The organism is Herbaspirillum sp. VT-16-41, from assembly GCF_001994935.1.
Taxonomy (GTDB): domain Bacteria; phylum Pseudomonadota; class Gammaproteobacteria; order Burkholderiales; family Burkholderiaceae_D; genus Herbaspirillum; species Herbaspirillum frisingense.
Window position 1 is genome coordinate 91,257 of sequence record NZ_MUXB01000121.1, and the last position, 20,238, is coordinate 111,494.

Consider the following 20,238-nt stretch of genomic DNA (forward strand, 5'->3'; position numbering starts at 1 on the left):
AAGCAAATCTGATCTGGCGCGGAATCATGCCACGGCACCGCCTAACAGGCCAGCAAGGACGGCAAAATTCCCATCATTGAGCATATCGATATTGTGACCAACCTAACTAGCCGCCATGCTTGATACCAGGCTGCGCGGTCGTCTGAATGAGCCATTTCCGGAATATCTTGGAGAGGCCCACCTCCCCTCACGCGACCAGTTTTTCTGAAGCCCGCTGCGTCAGAATTCTGTCCTGCATAAGTTGCGCCAACGCTTCCTCCAGCCTGGTCATCCAAAGCCGCTTCAAAACATCGTGATCGTGAGCATGCTTGTCGGCATACCGGGGCGACGATCGCCGACCTGTCCTAGGACTGCGGCGGAGATTTTCGGCGGAGATCGTCGAGAGTCCAGTCAGAGATCGGCGGGCGTGGCCGCTTCATTAAGGGCGTGATTCGCAGTCCTCCTGCGCGTTCCAAACTGCCATGCCGAGGTTCATTGGATCGAAGCGTCCTCCCATACCTCCCTGAGACAGGTAGCCCGTCGTGCTGGCCAGCATTCCAGGGAACGTGACCGTGAGTAACGGGAAGACGACTATTTGAGACCTAGACAGAAGTCACTCGCGAAGAATTCACTCTGGTCGCCATATGCGCTTTTGCAACACGAACTGCCTCATCCGTCCGTCCCCAAAGACCTTGGATTTGAGCGACGATTTCCGGCCGAGCGCTACGAGGGTGACCTGAAGTCAGGGTTGGCTGTGGATCGTATTCGAGCACGAGCTGGGTAAACTCGGCCGCCTCCTTCCCCTTTATTTCGGCAATAAGTTGTAGTGCAAAATCAATACCTGCCGTCACCCCACCGCCTGTAATACGATTTCTATCAACGCATACACGCTCGTAGCTTGGCTCCACGCCTAGCGCAATAAGGGGTTCGTAAAAGGGCCAATAAGTAGCTGCCCGGTAACCATCTAGAAGACCAGCCATCGCGAGAAGCACAGATCCCGTGCATACGGCCGTAATGTAGGTGGCCGTCTTGCCAGCATGAGCGACGAAGTCAAGAAACTCCTGATCTTTCATAATCTCCGGCGTTCCCCCTCCTCCTGCGATAAACAACACATCGAGATTTTCAGGCACGTCCCTCATCGCAATTGTCGGATTCATAGTCACCCCCATGTCCGTAGGGACTGCATCCATGTTCTTCCAGATGATGTGCGTATTCGCGTGAAGACCAAAAGCAGTTTGTGGACCCGCAAGGTCTTGTAAAGTGAACCCTGGAAAGATAACCATGCCAATTTCCAACTTCCGATCTCCATTACCTTTATCCAGATGCTCAGACATTGCTTTCTCCTTTTGTTGAAGTTGACGAAAGCATAGCCCCTCAATCACATTGCAAGTGAGTGGCAGTAATGACAAATATCGATTCAATTCCGCCACGAACCGATATCGGTTCCATTGCATCAACGGAGCACATTTCTATGCGAAAGATTGCAATATTGACTTTGAACGACGTGGTGCCTTTGGACCTCGGGATTGCTTACCAAGTTTTTGTCATGACCCAACAAAGCGACGGAAGCCGGGCCTATGAGGTGAAGGTCTGCGGACCCACGCGAAAAATCCGCTCTCCAGGCTTTGATATGCAGTTACGGTATGGGCTTGAGCGCCTTCAACAGGCAGACACCATCATCGTCCCTGGAAGTGAAGATCCCTTCCGTGCGATCCCTGATGCGGTGAGCTCCGCTCTCCGACGTGCACATAGTCGGGGAATACGAATAGCCTCCATTTGTACCGGCGCATTCATCTTGGCAGCCAGTGGACTTCTGGATGGGCGGCGCGCCACTACCCATTGGCGCTTTGCAAGCGAATTGGCTAGGTGTTATCCCACCATTGACGTTCAACCAAATGTTCTTTTCGTCGACGATGGTAGCGTTGTGACCTCCGCTGGAGCATCAGCAGGGCTCGATATGTGCCTCCATCTTGTCCGATGCGACTTCGGACAATCCGTTGCGGCAAATACCGCACGCCTCACTGTTGCACCAATGTGTCGAGACGGGGGCCAAGCGCAATTCATCCGTCAGGAACTTCCCAGTTCTCGAACTAGCTTGTTGCCCTTGCTGGAATGGATAAAAGAGAATTTGCGAGAAATGCACACCATCGATAGCCTTGCGGAACAGGCGAAGCTGAGTCCCCGTACGTTCGCAAGGCGATTTCAAGAGCAGATCGGGACTACCCCACTGCAATGGCTTCTCAATGCCAGGGTTGATAGAGCTCGTGAAATACTCGAGGAGAGTGAGACATCAATTGATCAGACAGCATTGCTGTCCGGATTCGGTTCCGCGGTGACTTTCCGATCCCGATTTAGAAAAGTCGTTGGTCTCACGCCGACGGAATACCGACGTCGCTTCCGCTCACCAAATACGCCTTGAGCACCCATCCTAATTCTTGGAAGGCATATCAGCGCGGTGAATTAACTCGATCATTTTGGCTATTCACACATAGTTTTAATGCCATCCATTTTTCGCTCCAAGCCACTTCAGCTGGAATACGGACTAGAGATGTGGAGTCCCACGTATCTAAGACATAAAAAAGCGCTTACACGTAGCCGAATGGTGCGTGACGTTTTTTGAGGGTTATATGTCCTTCCCGCCGTTCTCTCCGAGCACATAATGTCCTAACAATGTAGCTAGAGAAACTGGGATTGCACGCAAAATCTCTCGTTTAACTGACAGCTACGCTGAAAGAGGATATTGAAGATGCGGCTTCAAAAGAAATCGGCTCTGATCACAGGCGGCACCAGCGGCATCGGCCTTGCTACTGCCAAGCTATTCATTGAAGAGGGAGCAAAAGTCGCGGTGACGGGACGTAACGAGACCGTATTTGAAAGTGTCCAAGCCGAGCTTGGGGAAAATGCACTCGTCCTGAAGGGTGACGTGAGGTCGCTCAAGGACATGCGAATAATCGCCGCAAAAATTAGAGAAGAATTCGGCGGACTGGACGTCGTCTTTGCTAACGCTGGATGGGCGTTCCCATCCCCGCTCAACGACATCGATGAAGAACTCTATGGCCAGATTATGGATGTTAACGTCAAAGGCTTGGTGTTTACGCTGAAGGCCGTACTACCTGACCTGCGAGAAGGGGCCTCCTTCATTCTCAATACATCGTTCGTCGACCAGACCGGAAATCATGGCATTTCGCTAACCGCAGCGGCAAAAGCTGCCGTACGATCACTCGCCAGAAGTTGGTCCTACGAATTCCTTGACCGAAAAATTCGATTTAATGCGATTGCGCCTGGAGGCATAGAAACACCTCTCCTCGACAAATGGGGGATGTCGGATGCCGATATCCGAAAATTCAAAAGTGAATTTTCAAAAACCATCCCAGTTGGCTATATGGGAAAGGCTAAAGATATCGCTTACGCTGCGCTCTACTTGGCAAGTGACGAATCATCTTACGTCGTCGGAACCGAACTGGTCGTTGACGGAGGGGCTTCGCAACTCTAAGCCTTCAGATCTCGAATTCGGAACTTACCGACCAACGTCTCCGTCCCGTCAGATACAGGCCCACCCTTTCGACGAGCAAGGCGGCCAATTTGTTTGAGGTCCCCATCTGCTCGTGCTAGAGCACATGCTGGGAAGATCTCACCTTCATTAATCACAGCAATATTAGTTTTATGTCAAAGAACATCCTTATCGTCTACGCACATCACGACTCCAACTCCTTTGCCAAGGCAATGCTGGACCGTTCTCTTAAAGCGCTCTCTCGGCAAGGATATAACATCAAGGTGTCCGACCTGCACGCTGCGAAATTCAAAGCAATCGCCGATGACGCTGACTTTCTCTCTGCGCGACCCAATGGAGGCCCTGGCTCAGGCACAGACTACCAATCTCGGCAGCGAATCGCGTCACTTGATGGGAGCTACGCCCCCGATATTCTAGAGGAACTCGACAAACTGGCTTGGGCCGATGCTGTCGTATTCTTGTTCCCGCTTTACTGGTTTAATGCTCCGGCAATTCTCAAAGGATGGTTCGATCGGGTGTTCGCCTACGACCGTGTGTATAGCAATGACCACCGGGATATCGGTGCCTACGGGCGTGGTGGCCTCTCGGGAAAGCGCGCTTTAATCGGTACCACGCTTGGAGCCCCTGAGCCCGCTCAGGGCGCAGTGCCGAGCCGACACTCCGAGCGCTTGGAGTCGATTCAAAATGGCGTCCTCGCTTACGCCGGCTTCGACGTGATGCCTCCATTCTACGCCTGGTCGGTCGCTCACGTGAGTTCCGAACGTCGTGCCGAATATCTCGATTTGTGGGAAGGGCGAGTGCTTGGGCTATTTTCTGACGTCCCAGAACTACACGCTGCAGACGGTCCAACCCCGCAACCCGCTGTACTCTTGGGCCGTCTGAGGACGCCAGGTGAAAAGGTCTGGTCCTATGGTGGTGATAGAGGTATCGCAGGCTTCGCGGCGATAGAGCAATTAAAGGCAAAACCTGGCCAAGCAGAAGCGCTTATCAAAAAGCTTGAACCACTGGTCAAGGCTGCTAGCCTAGACAGTGGAACGCGAATCTACGCGCTGCTACGCTCAGTAGACGATGCGAACGTAATATGGTTGATCCAGACTTTCGACGACATTGCTTCTCGCGATAAGCACGTAAATGCCGAACCGTTCTCAACCATATTGGATGAAATTTCCCCCCTGCTAGCGGCCCCTCCCTATATTGTCTCTCTGCACCCTTTGGTATCAAAGGGCCTTTAAGCGAAGAGGTAAATCTTCAGGGCAGACTGAGGCAATTAGAAAATCGTCTTCGCCTCTTCCGAGGAAAATTCATTTTCGATACTTACGAGGGATTTATCTCGTTCCAGCTTGCAAACACGTACAGATTTTCGATATCACCATTTAGGCTCGCCCCTTCCGCCCAAAAAAGTTCTCGAAAATTCTGTTCATGTGAGCCAGAAAACGGACCTTTATAAAGATAAATGGCAAAAAATGAGCTATTTAAGTCCGATTTCGTCCTCACAATGCCCTTCAATCTGAAGTTATATTCGCGATCCATCTGGAGAAAATCGATGTCAGACACCGTCCACATAACTCAGTCGGCATCAGACGACCTGAGGCAGTTGCATCGACTTGAGCTGATTTCTCGAATTGAGGCGTTCACGCTGCTTTTTTTATTGATAATCGCTGTACCACTGAAACACTGGGGAGGCTGGTCACTAGGAGTGAAAGTCATGGGACCCATTCATGGAATTGCGTTTTGCATCTATCTTTGGACGGTTATACAAACAGCATCAGGGTCCGACTGGCGTGCTGGAGAGACGGTCAAGATGATGGTATTGGCTATCCTGCCGGCCGGAGGTTTTTTGAATGCGTCCATTATCTCTCGCAAAATTAAGCAACTTCGTTCCACTGCAAACCTATGAACCTATCCTCACTTTATCCATGGACCAAGGCAGTACACGTTCTGTCTGCGATACTCTTCTGCGGTGGCGTCATGGCCGTATCAGCGTTTCTCTGGTCGATACGCCGAAATAGTAGTGGGGCGGTTGGCGTTGCAGCTGCGCTAAGACGTTGGGACCATGCGGTGACCACTCCCGCAATGATTTTTGTCTGGACGTTTGGACTTGGACTGGCGTTGACGGGGCACTGGTTCAACGCCCCATGGCTGCACGCGAAGCTTTTTCTCGTTGTGGCCTTATCTGCTGCCCATGGCATCCAATCTGGGCGACTGCGTCGCATCGCAAACGGCAAAGTATCGACATCGTCGCCGCTGCTCCCAATGATACTCATCTCCATCGTCGGTATAACAATCTTAGCCGTCATCAAGCCATCCTGAACATCGCCACGCCGCCGACCTATGGCCGCTCATTTGGCCCATTCCGGAGAATCGTCGTCCTGCAATGCTGAATTCCAAGCCGCCGTCATGTATCGACCGTATTTGAAGTTACTCAAACCCGGCATCGTTGCCGGAAATCTTTTCTCAGTGACAGGGGGATATTTTCTAGGGTCTGTGGGAAGTATTCAATGGACCAAAGGCATGCTAGTTTCGATGAGCGTAGCACTTACGATCTCATCGGCATGCGCAGCGAACAACATCTTCGATCGAGATATTGATGCATTGATGGCTCGCACTCGGGATCGTCCACTCGTGAGGTCTGAAATACCGGTTACCGTGGCCAAGGCGATTGTTCTAATCTTAGGAATCTCTGGAATTTCGATGCTCTACGCAGCCACAGAGCAATATCTCCCAGTAGCACTGATCCTTCTTGGATATCTAGCGTACGTCGGTTTCTACACATCCCTTCTGAAACGAAAGTCCATTCATGGAACATTGGTTGGCAGCCTGTCCGGTGCGATGCCTCCTGTCGTAGGCTATTGTTCATCCAGCGGTCAGTTTGACGCTGCTGCCGTCACACTTCTACTAATGTTTGCTTTGTGGCAGATGCCGCATTCCTACGCCATTGCAATATTTCGCGCTGCAGATTATCGAGCAGCGTCAATTCCAGTTTATCCGGCTGTCAAGGGTTGGCCCGCTGCCAAACGGCAAATGGCTGGATACGTCGCCGCTTTCACCGCTACCATTCCCATTCTCACGCTACTCGGCTATGCAAGCGCAATCTATTTAGTTCCATCTTTAGCTATCGGATTATATTGGTTGAACTTGTGTTTCCAAGGATTTCACACAACCAATGACGTACAATGGGCACGAAAGATATTTTTATCGTCGATCGCTGTAGTCGTGGTGTTGAATATGGCTATGATCCTAACCGGACTGAATAAGTAAGACCGGAAGTCCCATACGCAGATAATTGGATTAAACAGCCAGTAATATGTGTCCAATTCATACGCCTCCTCCCTAGAGCTGCCCTGCCCACTGATATCGCTCTCTCCCTCTCTCCATTACGGCCCTCTAGATCGACGACTTTCCCGCCCCGTTAAAGCGGGAAAGTCGCTCTTATGATTATTGATTTTTCCTTTCGGTGACCGCAGCAGAAGTTAGGTCATCATTGTCGTTTCTCTCCCATCCACCGCCTAGGGCCCTGATCAAATTCACGGTCGCAATCGCGCGCGCGCCTACGAGGTCACTAACAAGTAGCTGTGATTGCAACACCTGGCGCTGGACATCGATGAGATCAATCAGATTGCTCTGCCCTTCGCGATATCGTAAGCGCGCAAGCTTTTCAGCTTTCGCCGATGCCTCTAATGCCACCTGCTGTTCCGCAGTCTGAGACCGGAGTAAACGCAGCGTAGCGAGGTTATCCTCTACCTCACGGAATGCAACTAGAACTTGCTGCTGATAGTTAGCTGCAGCTTCATCCAACCTCGCCTGCGCTCCCTTCAAATTGGCGTTTCGTTGTCCGCCATCGAAAATTGGAACAGTCAACGCTGTTCCGACCAACGGTCCAAGCAGGAAAGTCCGACTCGACCAGTTAAATAGATCCTTTAACTTAGCTGACTCATAACCAAATGCTCCCGTTATATCGATTTTCGGGAAATAGGCTGACTTCGCAACTCCAATGCGCGCATTCGCCGCCGCTATTGCGCGTTCAGCAGCGGCTACATCAGGACGCCGCTCCAGTAACGTTGACGAAATTCCGGCCGGAATCTGAACAGAAACCGACTCTAAAGGAGTCTCCGGAAGCGAAAAATCGGCAGGGATTTTTCCCAACAGCGTTGCTAGAGCGTGTTCTGCTATCGCGCGCGCGCGGGCCACTCCGACTGCACTAGCACGTGCCGAGGCAGCCTCATTACGCGCCCTGGCAACGTCAAATTCATCAGTTTCTCCTTCGTTAAACCTATGCTCGATAAGGCGTAAGGTATCTTCCCGCAATACGGATGTCTGGCGATAAAGATCGGCTTGTCTATCCAGTTCGCGGAGGCGGAAATACTGTTGTGCAACGTCCGCCTGTAAAGCCAGCTGGATAGATCTGAAAAGGGCATCGTTTTGCTCCTGGTCAGCCTCGGCCGCATCAATTCTAGAAGAGACGCGTCCAAACAAGTCAAGTTCATATGACGCAGTAACTTGGGCCCGCCATAGAGTCTGAGGTTGGATCTCGCTGTCGCTTGGTAAAGATTGCGATGCAGGTGAGACACGCTGCCTGGTCGGTCCAACGCCACCTTCCAATGACGGAAATCTCTCTGCACGCGCGCCTTGCGTTAATGCTCTAGATTGCTGGATTCGCGCAGCAGCGGCTTTCAAGCTCTGATTGGCTCCGATTGCCTCCTTTTCCAGTGCATCCAATCCTGGATCTGCAAAAATTTTCCACCATTGTCCGCGATGAAGATTCTCGCCGGGCTCCGCTATCTTCCAATTAGCTGAAACATCTTTATCCAGCGGCGACTGCTCCTTGAAATGGGCATGAGCAGGTAGCTGAGGTCTGGTATATACAGGCGCGGTAGAACAAGCCGTTAGCGCAGAAAGTAGAGAGAGCGCGGCGATCATGCGATTGACGCGGTGCAGTTCCCGGGTGGACGTGTTGGTTTCGTAATTCATCACATCTCCTTCGTGCCGATTTCAAAGACGGGGGCCTCGTGAGCCGGCGGGGCATCCTTATTGGCCACATGAATTTTCCCACCGGCCAATGTACGCAACAACACATAGAACACTGGAGTAAGCATCAGACCAAAAAGTGTCACGCCGAGCATGCCAAAAAATACAGCGATACCCATTGCCTGTCGCATCTCAGAACCCGCTCCGGTAGAGAGAACCAAGGGAACAACTCCCATAATGAAGGCGAATGACGTCATCAAGATAGGACGCAAGCGCAGTCGACTCGCCTCAATTGCTGCTTCAATCGGGGTTCGCCCATCGTGCTCAAGCTCACGCGCAAATTCGACGATTAAAATGGCATTTTTTGACGCAAGGCCCACCAGCACCATCAATCCAATCTGCGTGAAAATATTGTTATCTCCGCCCGTCAGCCATACGCCCGCCAGCGCAGAGAGAACACTCATCGGAACAATTAGGATCACAGCCAACGGTAATGTCAGGCTTTCGTACAGAGCCGCCAGCGCAAGAAACACAAGTAGGACACTAATGGGGAAAATCCATAGGCCAGAATTTCCCGCCAGGATTTTCTGATATGTCAAATCCGTCCATTCGAATTTCACACCCTTTGGCAATACTTCTTTTGCGACACGCTCCGCTGCAGCTTGCGCCTCGTCGGAGGAAACGCCCGGTGCCGGGCCACCATTGATGTCTGCTGCGGTGTAGCCGTTATAACGAACTACGCTCGTTGGTCCATAGGTCGGCGAGACTCTCACCACAGATGAGAGAGGCACCATTTCTCCATTTTTGTTGCGTGTTTTAAGCTGCAGAATGCTATCAGCGTCTTGTCGATAGGGTGCATCGGCCTGCACCCGTACTTGATATACCCGTCCAAACCGGTTGAAGTCATTGACGTAAAGTGATCCCAGATAGACCTGCATTGTATTAAATACATCGGTCACCGAGAGCCCTAATTGCTTGACCTTGACGCGATCGATATCAACATCCAACTGAGGAACATTGATCTGATAGTTCGAAAACACGGGACCCAATTCCGGCGTCGACGCTGCTTTTTTTATGAAGGCCTCTTTGGCTTTATTTAGAGCCTCATATCCCACTGCACCCTGATCTTCCAATTGCATCTTGAAGCCTCCGAGAGTCCCAATTCCCAAAACCGGAGGTGGCGGAAACACTGCAATAAATGCACCTTTGATTGAACTAAATTTCTTATTTAGAGAGGCTGCGATTGCAGTTGCGGTAAGAGATTTGTCGTTTCTATCTTCAAATGGCTTCAACGGTACAAAAACGATGCCGCTACTGGAATTGTTTGTAAAGCCATTGACTGAGAGACCCGGGAAAGCCACGGCATGAGCCGCTCCAGGTTCTTTCAAAACAATCTCGCTCATCTGATGAATAATCTCGGCCGTTCTATCCAACGAGGCACCTTCCGGAAGCTTTGCGAAAGTAATGATGTATTCCTTGTCTTGCGCCGGAACAAAACCTCCTGGCACAATTTTCCCAATCAGTACAGTCATTCCCAGAAGCACCGCATATAAAATTAGCATCCTGCCTTTATGCTTGACGACACCTGCGACCCCGCCCGCATAGCGTTCCGACGCACGATGGAAAAGCTTGTTAAATGCCCGGAAGAACGAACCGAAGTATCGATTCATTATCCGTGTCAACCAATCATCTTTAGCTCCATGTCCTTGCAATAGCAATGCCGATAAGGCTGGCGACAGCGTGAGAGAGTTGATTGCCGAAATGACCGTAGAGATTGCAATGGTCATCGCAAATTGTTTATAGAATTGCCCTGTGAGCCCCGTCATAAAAGCGAGCGGCACAAAAACCGCCACCAAGGTCAGGGCAATAGCAATGATGGGACCGCTGACTTCCTGCATCGCTCGATATGTCGCCTCCCGCGGGCTCATCCCCTTTTCTATATTTCGCTCTACGTTTTCCACCACAACAATTGCATCGTCGACAACGATACCAATTGCCAATACCAAGCCGAATAGTGAAAGCGCATTGATGGAAAAGCCGAACACATGCAACAGTGAAAGCGTACCGACGATCGATACGGGAACGGCAATGAGCGGAATGATCGACGTCCGCCAAGTTTGCAAGAAGACTATGACAACGATAACGACCAGTGCAATGGCCTCTAGCAAGGTATGAATTACGGCACGAATGCTAGATCGAACAAATCGCGTCGGATCATAGGCAATCTGGAATTCGACACCCTGGGGGAAATCCTTGCTCAGCTCCTTCATTGCAGTTCGGACGTCCTCCGAAATTTGGAGGGAATTCGCGCCAGGCGCTTCATTGATAGATAGCGCGATGGCGGGCTTATTATCGAGCGTGGACCGCCTCCCGTATTCGGCAGCGGCGAGCTCAATTCTGGCCACATCGGCCAAGCGTACGACAGCTCCACTCGCCTCCGTCTTGACGATAATTTCACCAAAATCCTTTTCGGTTTCGAGGCGGCCACGTGCATTGATGGATAGCTCAAGGGCGACACCTGGTGCGGATGGCGACGCTCCAACGGCGCCCGCGGCCACCTGTACATTCTGTTCACGAATCGCTGCAATAATTTCCGCCGCAGTTAAGTTTCGCTGCGCCACTTTCTGAGGATCCAACCAGACCCGCATCGCGTAATCGCCGCTGCCCCAAAGCTGTACGTCCCCCACGCCCTTGATCCGCGCAAGCTTATCTCTAATATTGATTAGAGCGTAGTTCCTCAAATAGACGATGTCATATCGATCGTTCGCCGAATAGAGGTGCATGAACAGAGTGACCGTGGGCGAACTCTTGATAGTCGTTACTCCTAACCGCTGCACATCCTCAGGTAACCTTGGCAAGGCCTGATTCACGCGATTTTGAACGAGCTGGGTGGCTAGATCAGGATCCATGCCCAACTGAAAAGTGACTGTGAGCGTCAGATCACCTTCACTGTTCGCCTGAGACTGCATGTAGAGCATGTTCTCGACGCCGTTGATTCTTTCCTCAAGCGGCGCCGCGACTGCTTCGGCGATCACTTTTGGATTAGCTCCCGGGTATTGCGCATGTACAATGACAGACGGCGGTACAACATCTGGGTATTCAGAAATGGGGAGTTTGAATAGAGAAATTAGACCTGCAAGGAGTATCAGGACCGAAAGAACACCGGCAAAAATAGGCCGGTCAATAAAAAATTTTGATACGTTCATGGGATTTTTCTAGAAAAGTGACATGCGCATTCATGCTTCTCTGTACAGGTTCAGGGTACGCCGACCCTCACGCACTATCGGCTCTATTCGTCACCTTCTGATCGATTTTTTTTTGCTCTATTTTTCCGCGAGCCTTGTCACCAGGTTTAACGCGTTGCATGCCGCTTACAATCACGCGCTCACCAGCCGATAAACCTCCTTCGATGACACGCTGCTCTCCATGCAGATTACCCAGAGTGACCTCGCGGTACTGGACCTGATCATTCCTGTCGAGTACCAGCACAAACTTCTTGTCTTGATCAGTGTTGATCGACTTTTCATCGATCAAAAGTGCCGAGTGGGGGGTACTACCTGCCACCCTGAACCGAGCATATAGACCTGGAGTAAGCGCACCATCCTTGTTATCAAATTGTGCGCGAACACGAATTGTTCCAGAGGATGTGTTGAGCTGATTGTCTACGGAGTGGATAACGCCTTGTCGTGAATATCCTTTTTCATTTGCAAGTCCCAGCTCTACCGGTAATTTTTGGTTGGTCTTAACCTGGCCGATATACTGAAGAAATGTTTGTTCATCGACATCAAATTCGCCGTAGATTGGTGCTTGGGAAACGATACTTGTCAGCGGAGCCGAATTGGCTCCTGCTGTCACGATATTGCCAACGGTAATTTCCGCCCGAGAAATCCGGCCCGCCACTGGTGCTTTGACGTTTGTGTATTCCAGGTTGATCTTCGCGAGTTGTAAACCAGCTTGAGCAACAAATAGGTTCGCGTTTGCTTCATTCTCCGCATTCTGCTTCTCTTCATAATCCCGCTTGGCAATCGCATTTTCAACAATGAGGCGCTTAGCTCGCTCCCACTCGCGACGTGTGTAGTCGGCGCGCGCTTGCGCCGCAGCCAGATAGCCTGTAGCGCGGGCAAATTCCGCACGATAGGGGCGCGGATCAATGACAAAGAGTATGTCCCCCTTCTTCACAAGCGCGCCGTCACGAATGTTCACGTTAACAATCGGTCCAGAGACCATCGGTCTGACTTCGACCTTGTCTACGGCCGCGAGCCTGCCGGAATAGTTTTGCCAATCAACTATCGTGCTATTTTCAGCCACTGCAACGTCGACTTCCGGTAGTGTTTGAGACGATGACGGTGTGGTGGCATTGCTGCGGTCAGTACCCAGTAGTGTTCCGGCAGCAACGATGGAAACAGCCAGGACCGCGGCGGCAATCCTGTTTTTTGAGAGGTAAAGCTTAGCCATGATGGAGTGTTAAATAGTGGTTTTTTGAATTGAAAAGATGGCGAGCGATTAGGGCTGGCGTCGAAGAGACGCATGGCCTTACCGCAGTCCGAAGTAGGTGTCGCAATGACCAGTGAAAGAGCTGGAGCTGTTCACTGCTGAACTAGCAGTTAGATTTTCTCCAACTGTTGAGGATGCACAAAGGACTTACTTCCCTCATTTCTAGCCACGAATTGTGCTATGCGACAAAGCTCTTCCAGAAAATCAACTAGCCGCGCCCTTCTTGAAGGCTCAAATCTTATAATGTCGTTTTTTGAGGGATATTCGTCCTTCTAGCCATTCGGTTTTGATGGACTATGACGCTTTTGTTGATTTATTCTGGCGCGAGCCGGAATCCTAGCCGTAATGGATATGGCCACGACACTGAAGACTGCTATCGGGCGACTCACTCCGCGTGATATCGCATTTTTTGTCTTCCCAGGATTTCAGATTCAAGATTTGAGCGGACCTTTGTCGGCTTTTGAGATCGCGGCCAAAAGTGGCATTGGAGAAGCCTATCGGTGCCATGTCATATCTACGGATGGAGGCACCGTCACGAGCTCGTCAGGACTCACGGTCGTCACTCAATCCATACGCTCCATGCCCTATCACACGGTCTTTATTACGGGCGGCGAGATTTCAATAGACCCATTTGATCTGCCTTGCATACCGGAACAGCTACTTGAGATGTTAGGCAGAGAAACTAGCCGCGTTGCAAGTGTCTGCACCGGGGCATTTATGCTTGCACAGACTGGACTATTAGATGGACGAACCGCGACAACGCATTGGAAATATGCGATGCGACTACAACGCCACTTTCCAAAGATCAGAGTCGAAGGCGATCGTATCTTTGTAAAAGACGACCGGATGTGGACGTCCGCTGGCATCACAGCTGGCATCGATTTAGCGTTAGCGATGATCCAGGATGACTGGGGAAATGACCTCGCCCAATATGTTTCCAGAATGATGGTCGTCTACCACCGGCGCCCCGGCAACCAGTCGCAGTTCTCGGCGATAGCCGATATGGAGCCAGAATCAGACAGGATTCGCCACGTTCTTTCGTATATTCGTGAGCATCTGAATGAGAGCTTGACAACGGAGCTTCTGGCATCGATTGCCTGCCTCAGCCCTCGTCAATTTGGACGATCATTTCTAGCAGAAACAGGGCAGACACCTGCTAAGGCAGTAGAACGCCTGAGGGTGGAAGCGGCCAAAGCGAGGGTCGAGAAGAGCGCCGAGCCGATAGAAGCTATTGCGCGGCATGTAGGTTTTATCGATCCAGAACGTATGCGTCGTGCATTTATTCGCATATACGGCTATCCACCACAGAACGTCAGACGAATGGCACTGAAAACTAGTCCAAATTCCGTATCGGCATTGGGCTAATGGGGTCTAACGACGGCCTTTAAAGCAGAGGCACGTAAGGCGGAACTGTCTATTTCGAGCCGGGTTCCATAGTTTTCGAACACGGTGTGACATGATCCGCAATTTTCGAAAAGCCACTTTTCGCCTTATGGCGGTCGCGACATTGCTAATATTTCTGCTACTACCTATTACGATCCACGCCGACGGTTAATTATCAAAAATTACATACCCTCGGAGCGAAAAGATTGCATAGGTCTCCCGTTCTCGGGGGTTTCTTGAAAAAGACAAGAAGAGTCACGAAAGCAGAATTGACACAACTACCGCAAACATCTGAAATGGCTTTCCAATGGACCAGAGGCCCCTCCTCTCCATGAAATTCAATTAAAAAATCAATTGATAAAAGAGCGATTATTTCATGTGACACTCAATCGCTCTCCGGCGAAGAAAATACTAGATATTACACACCTCTGCTGACCCAAATCGACGCCGATAGGCCGTCGGAGTCAGGCCAATAAGACTTTGGAAGCGAGTTCTGAATGTGACTGGCGATTCGAAGCCGGAAGCCGCTGAAATGTATTCAATAGATGCCGCGCTCGTTTCCAAAAGCTGCTGAGCACGACGGATACGGAACCTAAGCAACCACTGTATAGGTGTTGTCCCAGTTTGCTCACGAAATCGCCGCGCAAAGGTTCGTGTACTCATACGAGCTCGTGCAGCTAGGATAGAGACATTGAGTGGTCTATCCAGATTTTCAAGCATCCATTCGAATAGCTTCCCCAGACTACACTCAGCGGAGGGCATCTGATGCTCAATAAATTGAGCCTGACCGCCGTCCCGGTGAAGTGGTGCAACGGCAAGACGAGCTGAATGGGAAGCGATTTCTTGCCCATGCAGACGCTGGACAAGATGTAGGCACATATCAAGGCCCGCGGACGCGCCGGCAGATGTAACCACGTCACCATCGTCAACGAATAAAACACTCGGATCAACAGAGACATTAGGGTAACGACGCGCCAGCTCTTCGGCGACGGCCCAATGTGTCGTAGCTGCTCTTCCATCCAGTAAACCTGCGGCTGCCAACACAAAAGTACCGGTGCAAATTGATGCTATAAGCGCACCCGCGTTGCTGGCCACTTTAAGTACGTTGATTACTGAATCAGGTATGGGACAGTGAATATCTTCTATGCCCGGCACAACCACAATATCGGCCGTGACTACCTCATCAAAACTATGTGGAGCATGTATCTCGAAAGCTCCGGCCTGAATACGCGTTTCTGATGCACAAACGAGCACTTTATACGCGCTCTCTCCGTTGGCTAACTTGACTCGTGAAAACACATCGCAAGCGACACCAAGATCGAATGGGACCACACTTTGAAGGGCCAGTATCGCAATCTTTTGCATATCTTCTTCCAACGTCTTGAGGGCCTACATATTACCGTTTGAATGGCATTATTTAATCAAAATTAGTCTCTTTCGCCACTCACTGAATATTGTACTTCCTCATATAGTCGTCTCCATCAACTGGTGGGGTGGCATGCCTTATCGGGGAAATCGGCTTCTCAATGGAGGCCGCGTTATCAATCAATTGATGGAAGGTATGACATGAATGAATTTACGGGTAAACGTGTTCTTGTGACTGGAGCTGCCCGAGGGATCGGTGCGGCGATCGCATTTGATCTAGCCGAAAGAGGGGCAGACGTTGCTTTCACCTATGTCAAGTCGGTAGACGCCGCAACCAGCCTTGCAAGAAAAATTGAGGCGTTGGGGCGCCGGGCTTTTCCAATCCAGGCCGATAGCATGAGTGCCATGGACGTAAAGCGCTCAGTAGGCGAAGCGAATGCGAAATTAGGCGGGCTGGACATCTTGATCAATAATGCCGGTGTTGCCTTCATCGCACCGCTTGAATCGATGAGTCTTGAACATATCGACCAAATTATTGACGTCAACATCCGCTCGGTGGTACTAGCTTCCCAAGCGGCAATTCCTTATCTAAAAGAAGGCGGTCGCATCATCTCTATCGGCTCATGCCTGGCTGAACGAGTAGCATTCGAAGCGGTGACGGTATATTCGATGTCTAAATCCGCGTTACTGTCATTCACAAGAGGCCTAGCGCGCGAGCTTGGCCCTCGCGGCATTACGGTCAACTTAGTGCACCCTGGCCCAACGGACACAGACATGAACCCAGCAGATGGCCCTGGCGCTGAAGCGATGAGATCTCACATCGCGCTCGGCCATTACGGTACAGACAAGGACGTAGCCGAAGCAGTTGCATTTATCGCCAGCCCGGCGGCAAAACACATTACTGGTACCGGACTTAGCGTTGATGGTGGTTGTAACGCCTAGCCAGGCAGGCGTTGTTGTTGTGGCCAAATATCTATCCTCCATGCGCGAGTTATAACCTTCGAATAAACATAGGTGCAGAATTTGCGCTGATTCGTTTTAGAAAAGGTTTCGGCACTTAATGACAAAAAATCTGAGCAACAATACTGAGAGAACACTCTAAAAAGGCCGCCCAAAGATGGGCGATCCTTATCTTAAGGGATCGCCCATCTTTTACCCGGAAGATGAATCCTAAACTTTACTCAACCTTCTCGCTCCTGACTAAGACAGAAATTTCTCCTATCTATTTCGCACTCAAATGCCAAGGCAGTTTTCATGCGCTAACAACAGAGGTAGTCCTTGCCCGGTATCGCTCGGCGGTCGCCAGATGTCTATCAAGCATCTCCTTTTCCCGAGCAGTAACGACTTGAAGAACATGAGCCGGTGCGCTTTCTGGAGATCCTGCATTGAAAGGTTGCTAATGCAGCACAGCAAGTCGCATTGACCTGCTCAAGCAGGATGGCGATTGCGATCCAAGTGAGTCGCACCAGTTGGACGGGATACCGGCGTTAGCACAAGGTGCGCAACAGTAGGGATCGGTAACACGACGGCCTGGCTGCTATCAACATGGAAGTGGCTAACCAGTCCGGCTAGATTAGACGCTTGATCCTGTAAGGATTGGGCCGCAGCAGCGGCCTGCTCGACCAGTGCAGCGTTCTGCTGCGTACCTTCGTCCATTTGCGCGATGGCGTGACCAATTGCGACAATGCCGGCGCTCTGCTCCTGGCTGGCCGAACTGATTTCGCCGACGATGCCGGTGACGCGCCTGACGCTGGCGACCACCTCGGTCATGGTGGCGCCGGCCTGTTCTACCAGCTTACTGCCGGTATCGACCTTCGACACGGAGGCGTTGATGAGCGTCTTGATCTCCTTGGCGGCCGAGGCCGAGCGCTGCGCTAGCGAGCGCACCTCGGAGGCGACCACGGCAAAGCCGCGTCCCTGTTCTCCGGCACGGGCCGCCTCCACTGCCGCATTCAAGGCCAAGATGTTGGTCTGGAAGGCGATGCCATCGATCACGCCGATGATGTCGGCAATCTTTCGCGAGCTATCGGTGATGCCTTTCATGGTCTGCACCACCTGGCCCACCACGCTTCCGCCCTGGACGGCGACCTCCGAGGCCGACTCAGCCAACTGCTTGGCCTGACGAGCATTGTCGGCGTTCTGCCTGACGGTGGCGGTAAGCTCTTCCATCGCCGAGGCGGTTTCCTCGATGGAACCGGCCTGCAGTTCGGTGCGGCTCGACAAGTCCAGGTTGCCACTGGCGATTTCCTGCGAGGCGGTGGCGATGGTGTCGGCCGAGGTCTTGATGTTGGTGATGGTGGCCAGCAGTGAGTTGCGCATGCTGCGCACCGCGTAGAGCAGGCTGCTGTGGTCGCCAGGCATCGTTTCGATGTTGGGGGTGAGATCACCCTGGGCGATCCGGTTGGCTACCTCAGCAGCCTTGGCCGGATCGCCGCCAATGGTGCGCGATATGGCCCGGTTTAACGCCACCACCAGAACTACCAGCGCCACTGCCACCACTGTAAAGAGGATCACCATTTGCCGCAAGGTATGCATAAATGCGTCGTTGATATCGTCCATGTAGGCACCAGTTCCCAAGCTCCAATCCCAAGGCCTGTAGGCGATCGCAAACACTGCCTTGGACACCGGATCAGCCTTACCAACCTTGGGCCACATGTAATTCACGAAACCGCCTTCTGGCTGGCGGGCGGCCTTGGTAATTTCCACGAACAGATAGTTGCCGGCAGGATCCTTGAAGTCGGTCAGATTCTTGCCTTCCAGCTCAGGCTTGACCGGCTGCATCACGATGACTTGATTGGAGGTGGCAATAAAGAAATAGCCGTCACTACCGTAGCGTAGATTCTTGATGGCCTCCTTGGCACGCTTTTGTGCTTCGTCCTTGGTTAGAGCACCGCTGTCGGCCAGCGCGCCGTAGCTCTTGACTAGGGATAAGGCAGCCTGGCCGATATTGAATAGACCCGCGTGACGTTCTTCCAGACGGATACTGCGGACCATAACCGAACTGAAGATGGATATTGCTAGAAGCGCGATGAGGCTGAGAATAAGTGGTAGCCAAAGTTTCTTATTGAAGGACAGTTGGCCCATAGAGGGGTCTCCGTAGTTTTAGTGAATGCGTGAAAGCGTCACCGCGCCTGCGCAAATAGTGATGCAGTTCGAACGTGATGAATCAGACAATCGCATTGCTATTGACCATGTGAAGTGACCCAGCGAAATCTGCTCACTTTACGCGGCTAAGGAAAACGCCTCAGCTGGTGCCTTCATACCCAACGCCTGCTACGGCGGGCGGTGGTTATTGAAGTCGATCCAGCCGCCAATGATGAAACTGGCGTATTGCAATTTTCCGAAGCGATACCGGTGTGCACACTGCTCCTTCAGGGTTCGGATGACACGTTCAACCATGCCATTCTGCTACGGGCAATGTAGTGTGACGAACTCCTCCGTCAGCCCGTAACTACGCACCAAAGCGGTGTAGCTGCGACTGGTGTCCGACGCTTGAACTCTTCCTCCATGAATTCGCTAATTTAGAGTTCCTTTTAGGATGATCTACTGAGAGGATTTTTAGTGGGTCTTCCGACCGCTCAAAGACGGGATGATCCCACTTACTAAAGGATCACCCCTATCTATTGACGCCGGAAGGTAATTGCCTAAATTCTTGGCAACCTTCTCGCTCCTGCCTCAGAGGCAAATGTCGGACTATTACAAGCGCAACTGCTAGACAGCTATCACGCACTCGTAATAGAGGTAGTCCTCGCCCAATATCGCTCGGCTGTCGCCAGACGTCTATCAAGCATTTCTTTGGCTCGAGCGGTCACGGCTTGAAGAACATGGGCAGGGGCGGTTGCTGGAGATCCAGCGTTGAAAGGTGGCTGCGGATCGTAGGACATGTAAAGCTGAAGTTCTTGCGCAACAGTATCTCCTCGGAGAAGGGAAGCAACAATCAGCGAGCCGTCAATACCGGAAGTGACACCACCGGCCGTAATCATATTGCCATCAATTACGACACGTTCCGTACTTGGCGTTGCCCCGAAGAATGGCAATACTTCTAGCGCCGTCCAATGACAAGTGGCACGCTTCCCCTCCAGCAAGCCCGCAGCTCCGCACAGCAAGGCACCAGTACAAACCGAGTAAACGTACCGCGCGCCATTAGCCTGCCTACGTAGGAAAGACAGCACTATGTCGTCGCTCATCAACGCTTCTTGCCCATATCCTCCTGGCACCAGCAAGACATCCAATTGCGGGACTTCTTCTATTGTCGTGTCTGGAACGATGCGCAGGCCTCGCATATCCGCCACTGGATCTTTATCTTTCCAGATTGTATAAAAGGTCGAATTCGGAATGCGCGAGAGTGCTTCAAATGGACCGGTAAAGTCGCATTGGTCCATATTGGGAAAGATCAGTCCACCAATTTTCAAGTGGATGTCATTGGAGATGGGTGAGTTCATTGTTTATCCTTGTGTTATCGAGCCAAGAAAGATAGCTCGAATATATGTTTGAACCAGGTCATTATTATTTTTGACCCAGTACAAACATAATAGGGGATC

Annotated in this window: 16 protein-coding genes; 8 read left to right on the forward strand and 8 right to left on the reverse strand. The window is 51.5% G+C overall.

Annotated elements, in window-relative coordinates; genetic code table 11:
• Window positions 1-581: 581 nt before the first annotated feature.
• Window positions 582-1,313 carry a DJ-1/PfpI family protein gene (locus BTM36_RS19175; protein WP_077237537.1) on the reverse strand — a complete coding sequence of 244 codons (732 nt, stop codon included), beginning with the start codon at window positions 1,311-1,313 and terminating at the stop codon, window positions 582-584.
• Between the two features lie 68 nt (window positions 1,314-1,381).
• Here BTM36_RS19175 and BTM36_RS19180 point away from each other — a divergent pair, with 68 nt between their 5' ends.
• The 6 genes from BTM36_RS19180 to cyoE all read left to right on the forward strand — a co-directional run bounded on the left by BTM36_RS19180 (window position 1,382) and on the right by cyoE (window position 6,748).
• Window positions 1,382-2,398, forward strand: a complete 1,017-nt coding sequence (locus tag BTM36_RS19180; RefSeq protein WP_306460540.1) for a GlxA family transcriptional regulator — start codon at window positions 1,382-1,384, stop codon at window positions 2,396-2,398.
• Window positions 2,399-2,725: 327 nt separating this feature from the next.
• Entirely contained in the window at window positions 2,726-3,472 is a 747-nt protein-coding gene (locus BTM36_RS19185) for an SDR family oxidoreductase (protein WP_077237539.1), read from the forward strand.
• A gap of 170 nt (window positions 3,473-3,642) precedes the next feature.
• Window positions 3,643-4,722 carry an NAD(P)H-dependent oxidoreductase gene (locus tag BTM36_RS19190; RefSeq protein WP_077237540.1) on the forward strand — a complete coding sequence of 360 codons (1,080 nt, stop codon included), beginning with the start codon at window positions 3,643-3,645 and terminating at the stop codon, window positions 4,720-4,722.
• Between the two features lie 311 nt (window positions 4,723-5,033).
• Entirely contained in the window at window positions 5,034-5,387 is a 354-nt protein-coding gene (locus BTM36_RS19195; protein WP_139347197.1) for a DUF3817 domain-containing protein, read from the forward strand.
• Window positions 5,384-5,800: a CopD family protein gene (locus BTM36_RS19200; RefSeq protein WP_077237541.1), complete on the forward strand. Its 417-nt coding sequence runs from the start codon at window positions 5,384-5,386 to the stop codon at window positions 5,798-5,800. The genes BTM36_RS19195 and BTM36_RS19200 overlap by 4 nt, the downstream gene beginning before the upstream one ends.
• Before the next feature lie 87 nt (window positions 5,801-5,887).
• Complete coding sequence (gene cyoE / locus BTM36_RS19205; protein ID WP_077237542.1) at window positions 5,888-6,748, forward strand: heme o synthase; 861 nt, start codon at window positions 5,888-5,890, stop codon at window positions 6,746-6,748.
• A gap of 177 nt (window positions 6,749-6,925) precedes the next feature.
• Here cyoE and BTM36_RS19210 read toward each other — a convergent pair whose 3' ends face one another.
• From BTM36_RS19210 to BTM36_RS19220, 3 genes are all read right to left on the reverse strand, one after another.
• Window positions 6,926-8,458: an efflux transporter outer membrane subunit gene (locus BTM36_RS19210; RefSeq protein WP_139347198.1), complete on the reverse strand. Its 1,533-nt coding sequence runs from the start codon at window positions 8,456-8,458 to the stop codon at window positions 6,926-6,928.
• Window positions 8,458-11,661, reverse strand: coding sequence for an efflux RND transporter permease subunit (locus BTM36_RS19215; protein WP_077237543.1), 3,204 nt, complete (start codon window positions 11,659-11,661; stop codon window positions 8,458-8,460). The genes BTM36_RS19210 and BTM36_RS19215 overlap by 1 nt, the downstream gene beginning before the upstream one ends.
• 67 nt (window positions 11,662-11,728) lie before the next feature.
• Entirely contained in the window at window positions 11,729-12,910 is a 1,182-nt protein-coding gene (locus tag BTM36_RS19220; protein ID WP_077237544.1) for an efflux RND transporter periplasmic adaptor subunit, read from the reverse strand.
• A gap of 384 nt (window positions 12,911-13,294) precedes the next feature.
• Here BTM36_RS19220 and BTM36_RS19225 point away from each other — a divergent pair, with 384 nt between their 5' ends.
• Window positions 13,295-14,314, forward strand: coding sequence for a GlxA family transcriptional regulator (locus tag BTM36_RS19225; RefSeq protein ID WP_254427042.1), 1,020 nt, complete (start codon window positions 13,295-13,297; stop codon window positions 14,312-14,314).
• A gap of 429 nt (window positions 14,315-14,743) precedes the next feature.
• Here BTM36_RS19225 and BTM36_RS19230 read toward each other — a convergent pair whose 3' ends face one another.
• A complete protein-coding gene (locus BTM36_RS19230; RefSeq protein WP_077237545.1) occupies window positions 14,744-15,697 on the reverse strand; it encodes a GlxA family transcriptional regulator in 954 nt (317 codons plus the stop codon).
• 201 nt (window positions 15,698-15,898) lie between these two features.
• On the opposite strand from BTM36_RS19230, the gene BTM36_RS19235 reads away from it, so the two are divergent.
• Window positions 15,899-16,639, forward strand: a complete 741-nt coding sequence (locus tag BTM36_RS19235; protein ID WP_077237546.1) for an SDR family NAD(P)-dependent oxidoreductase — start codon at window positions 15,899-15,901, stop codon at window positions 16,637-16,639.
• A 486-nt stretch (window positions 16,640-17,125) separates the two neighbouring features.
• Here the strand turns inward: BTM36_RS19235 and BTM36_RS19240 are convergent, their stop codons facing one another.
• The 3 genes from BTM36_RS19240 to BTM36_RS19250 form a co-directional block, all read right to left on the reverse strand.
• Complete coding sequence (locus tag BTM36_RS19240; protein WP_077237547.1) at window positions 17,126-18,781, reverse strand: methyl-accepting chemotaxis protein; 1,656 nt, start codon at window positions 18,779-18,781, stop codon at window positions 17,126-17,128.
• A 189-nt stretch (window positions 18,782-18,970) separates the two neighbouring features.
• A complete protein-coding gene (locus BTM36_RS29370; protein ID WP_305778105.1) occupies window positions 18,971-19,096 on the reverse strand; it encodes a hypothetical protein in 126 nt (41 codons plus the stop codon).
• A 323-nt stretch (window positions 19,097-19,419) separates the two neighbouring features.
• Complete coding sequence (locus tag BTM36_RS19250) at window positions 19,420-20,139, reverse strand: DJ-1/PfpI family protein (RefSeq protein WP_077237548.1); 720 nt, start codon at window positions 20,137-20,139, stop codon at window positions 19,420-19,422.
• Window positions 20,140-20,238 lie beyond the last annotated feature (99 nt).

Bases quoted from the DNA above. Each gene is read 5' to 3' on its own strand.
- BTM36_RS19180 (WP_306460540.1), top strand. From the start codon at position 1,382: ATGACAAATATCGATTCAATTCCGCCACGAACCGATATCGGTTCCATT.
- BTM36_RS19235 (WP_077237546.1), top strand. From the start codon at position 15,899: ATGAATGAATTTACGGGTAAACGTGTTCTTGTGACTGGAGCTGCCCGA.
- BTM36_RS19230 (WP_077237545.1), bottom strand. From the start codon at position 15,697: ATGCAAAAGATTGCGATACTGGCCCTTCAAAGTGTGGTCCCATTCGAT.
- BTM36_RS19195 (WP_139347197.1), top strand. From the start codon at position 5,034: ATGTCAGACACCGTCCACATAACTCAGTCGGCATCAGACGACCTGAGG.
- BTM36_RS19220 (WP_077237544.1), bottom strand. From the start codon at position 12,910: ATGGCTAAGCTTTACCTCTCAAAAAACAGGATTGCCGCCGCGGTCCTG.
- BTM36_RS19210 (WP_139347198.1), bottom strand. From the start codon at position 8,458: ATGAATTACGAAACCAACACGTCCACCCGGGAACTGCACCGCGTCAAT.
- BTM36_RS19185 (WP_077237539.1), top strand. From the start codon at position 2,726: ATGCGGCTTCAAAAGAAATCGGCTCTGATCACAGGCGGCACCAGCGGC.
- BTM36_RS19215 (WP_077237543.1), bottom strand. From the start codon at position 11,661: ATGAACGTATCAAAATTTTTTATTGACCGGCCTATTTTTGCCGGTGTT.
- BTM36_RS19190 (WP_077237540.1), top strand. From the start codon at position 3,643: ATGTCAAAGAACATCCTTATCGTCTACGCACATCACGACTCCAACTCC.
- BTM36_RS19175 (WP_077237537.1), bottom strand. From the start codon at position 1,313: ATGTCTGAGCATCTGGATAAAGGTAATGGAGATCGGAAGTTGGAAATT.
- BTM36_RS19250 (WP_077237548.1), bottom strand. From the start codon at position 20,139: ATGAACTCACCCATCTCCAATGACATCCACTTGAAAATTGGTGGACTG.
- BTM36_RS19240 (WP_077237547.1), bottom strand. From the start codon at position 18,781: ATGGGCCAACTGTCCTTCAATAAGAAACTTTGGCTACCACTTATTCTC.
- BTM36_RS29370 (WP_305778105.1), bottom strand. From the start codon at position 19,096: ATGGTTGAACGTGTCATCCGAACCCTGAAGGAGCAGTGTGCACACCGG.
- BTM36_RS19225 (WP_254427042.1), top strand. From the start codon at position 13,295: ATGGATATGGCCACGACACTGAAGACTGCTATCGGGCGACTCACTCCG.
- BTM36_RS19200 (WP_077237541.1), top strand. From the start codon at position 5,384: ATGAACCTATCCTCACTTTATCCATGGACCAAGGCAGTACACGTTCTG.
- cyoE (WP_077237542.1), top strand. From the start codon at position 5,888: ATGTATCGACCGTATTTGAAGTTACTCAAACCCGGCATCGTTGCCGGA.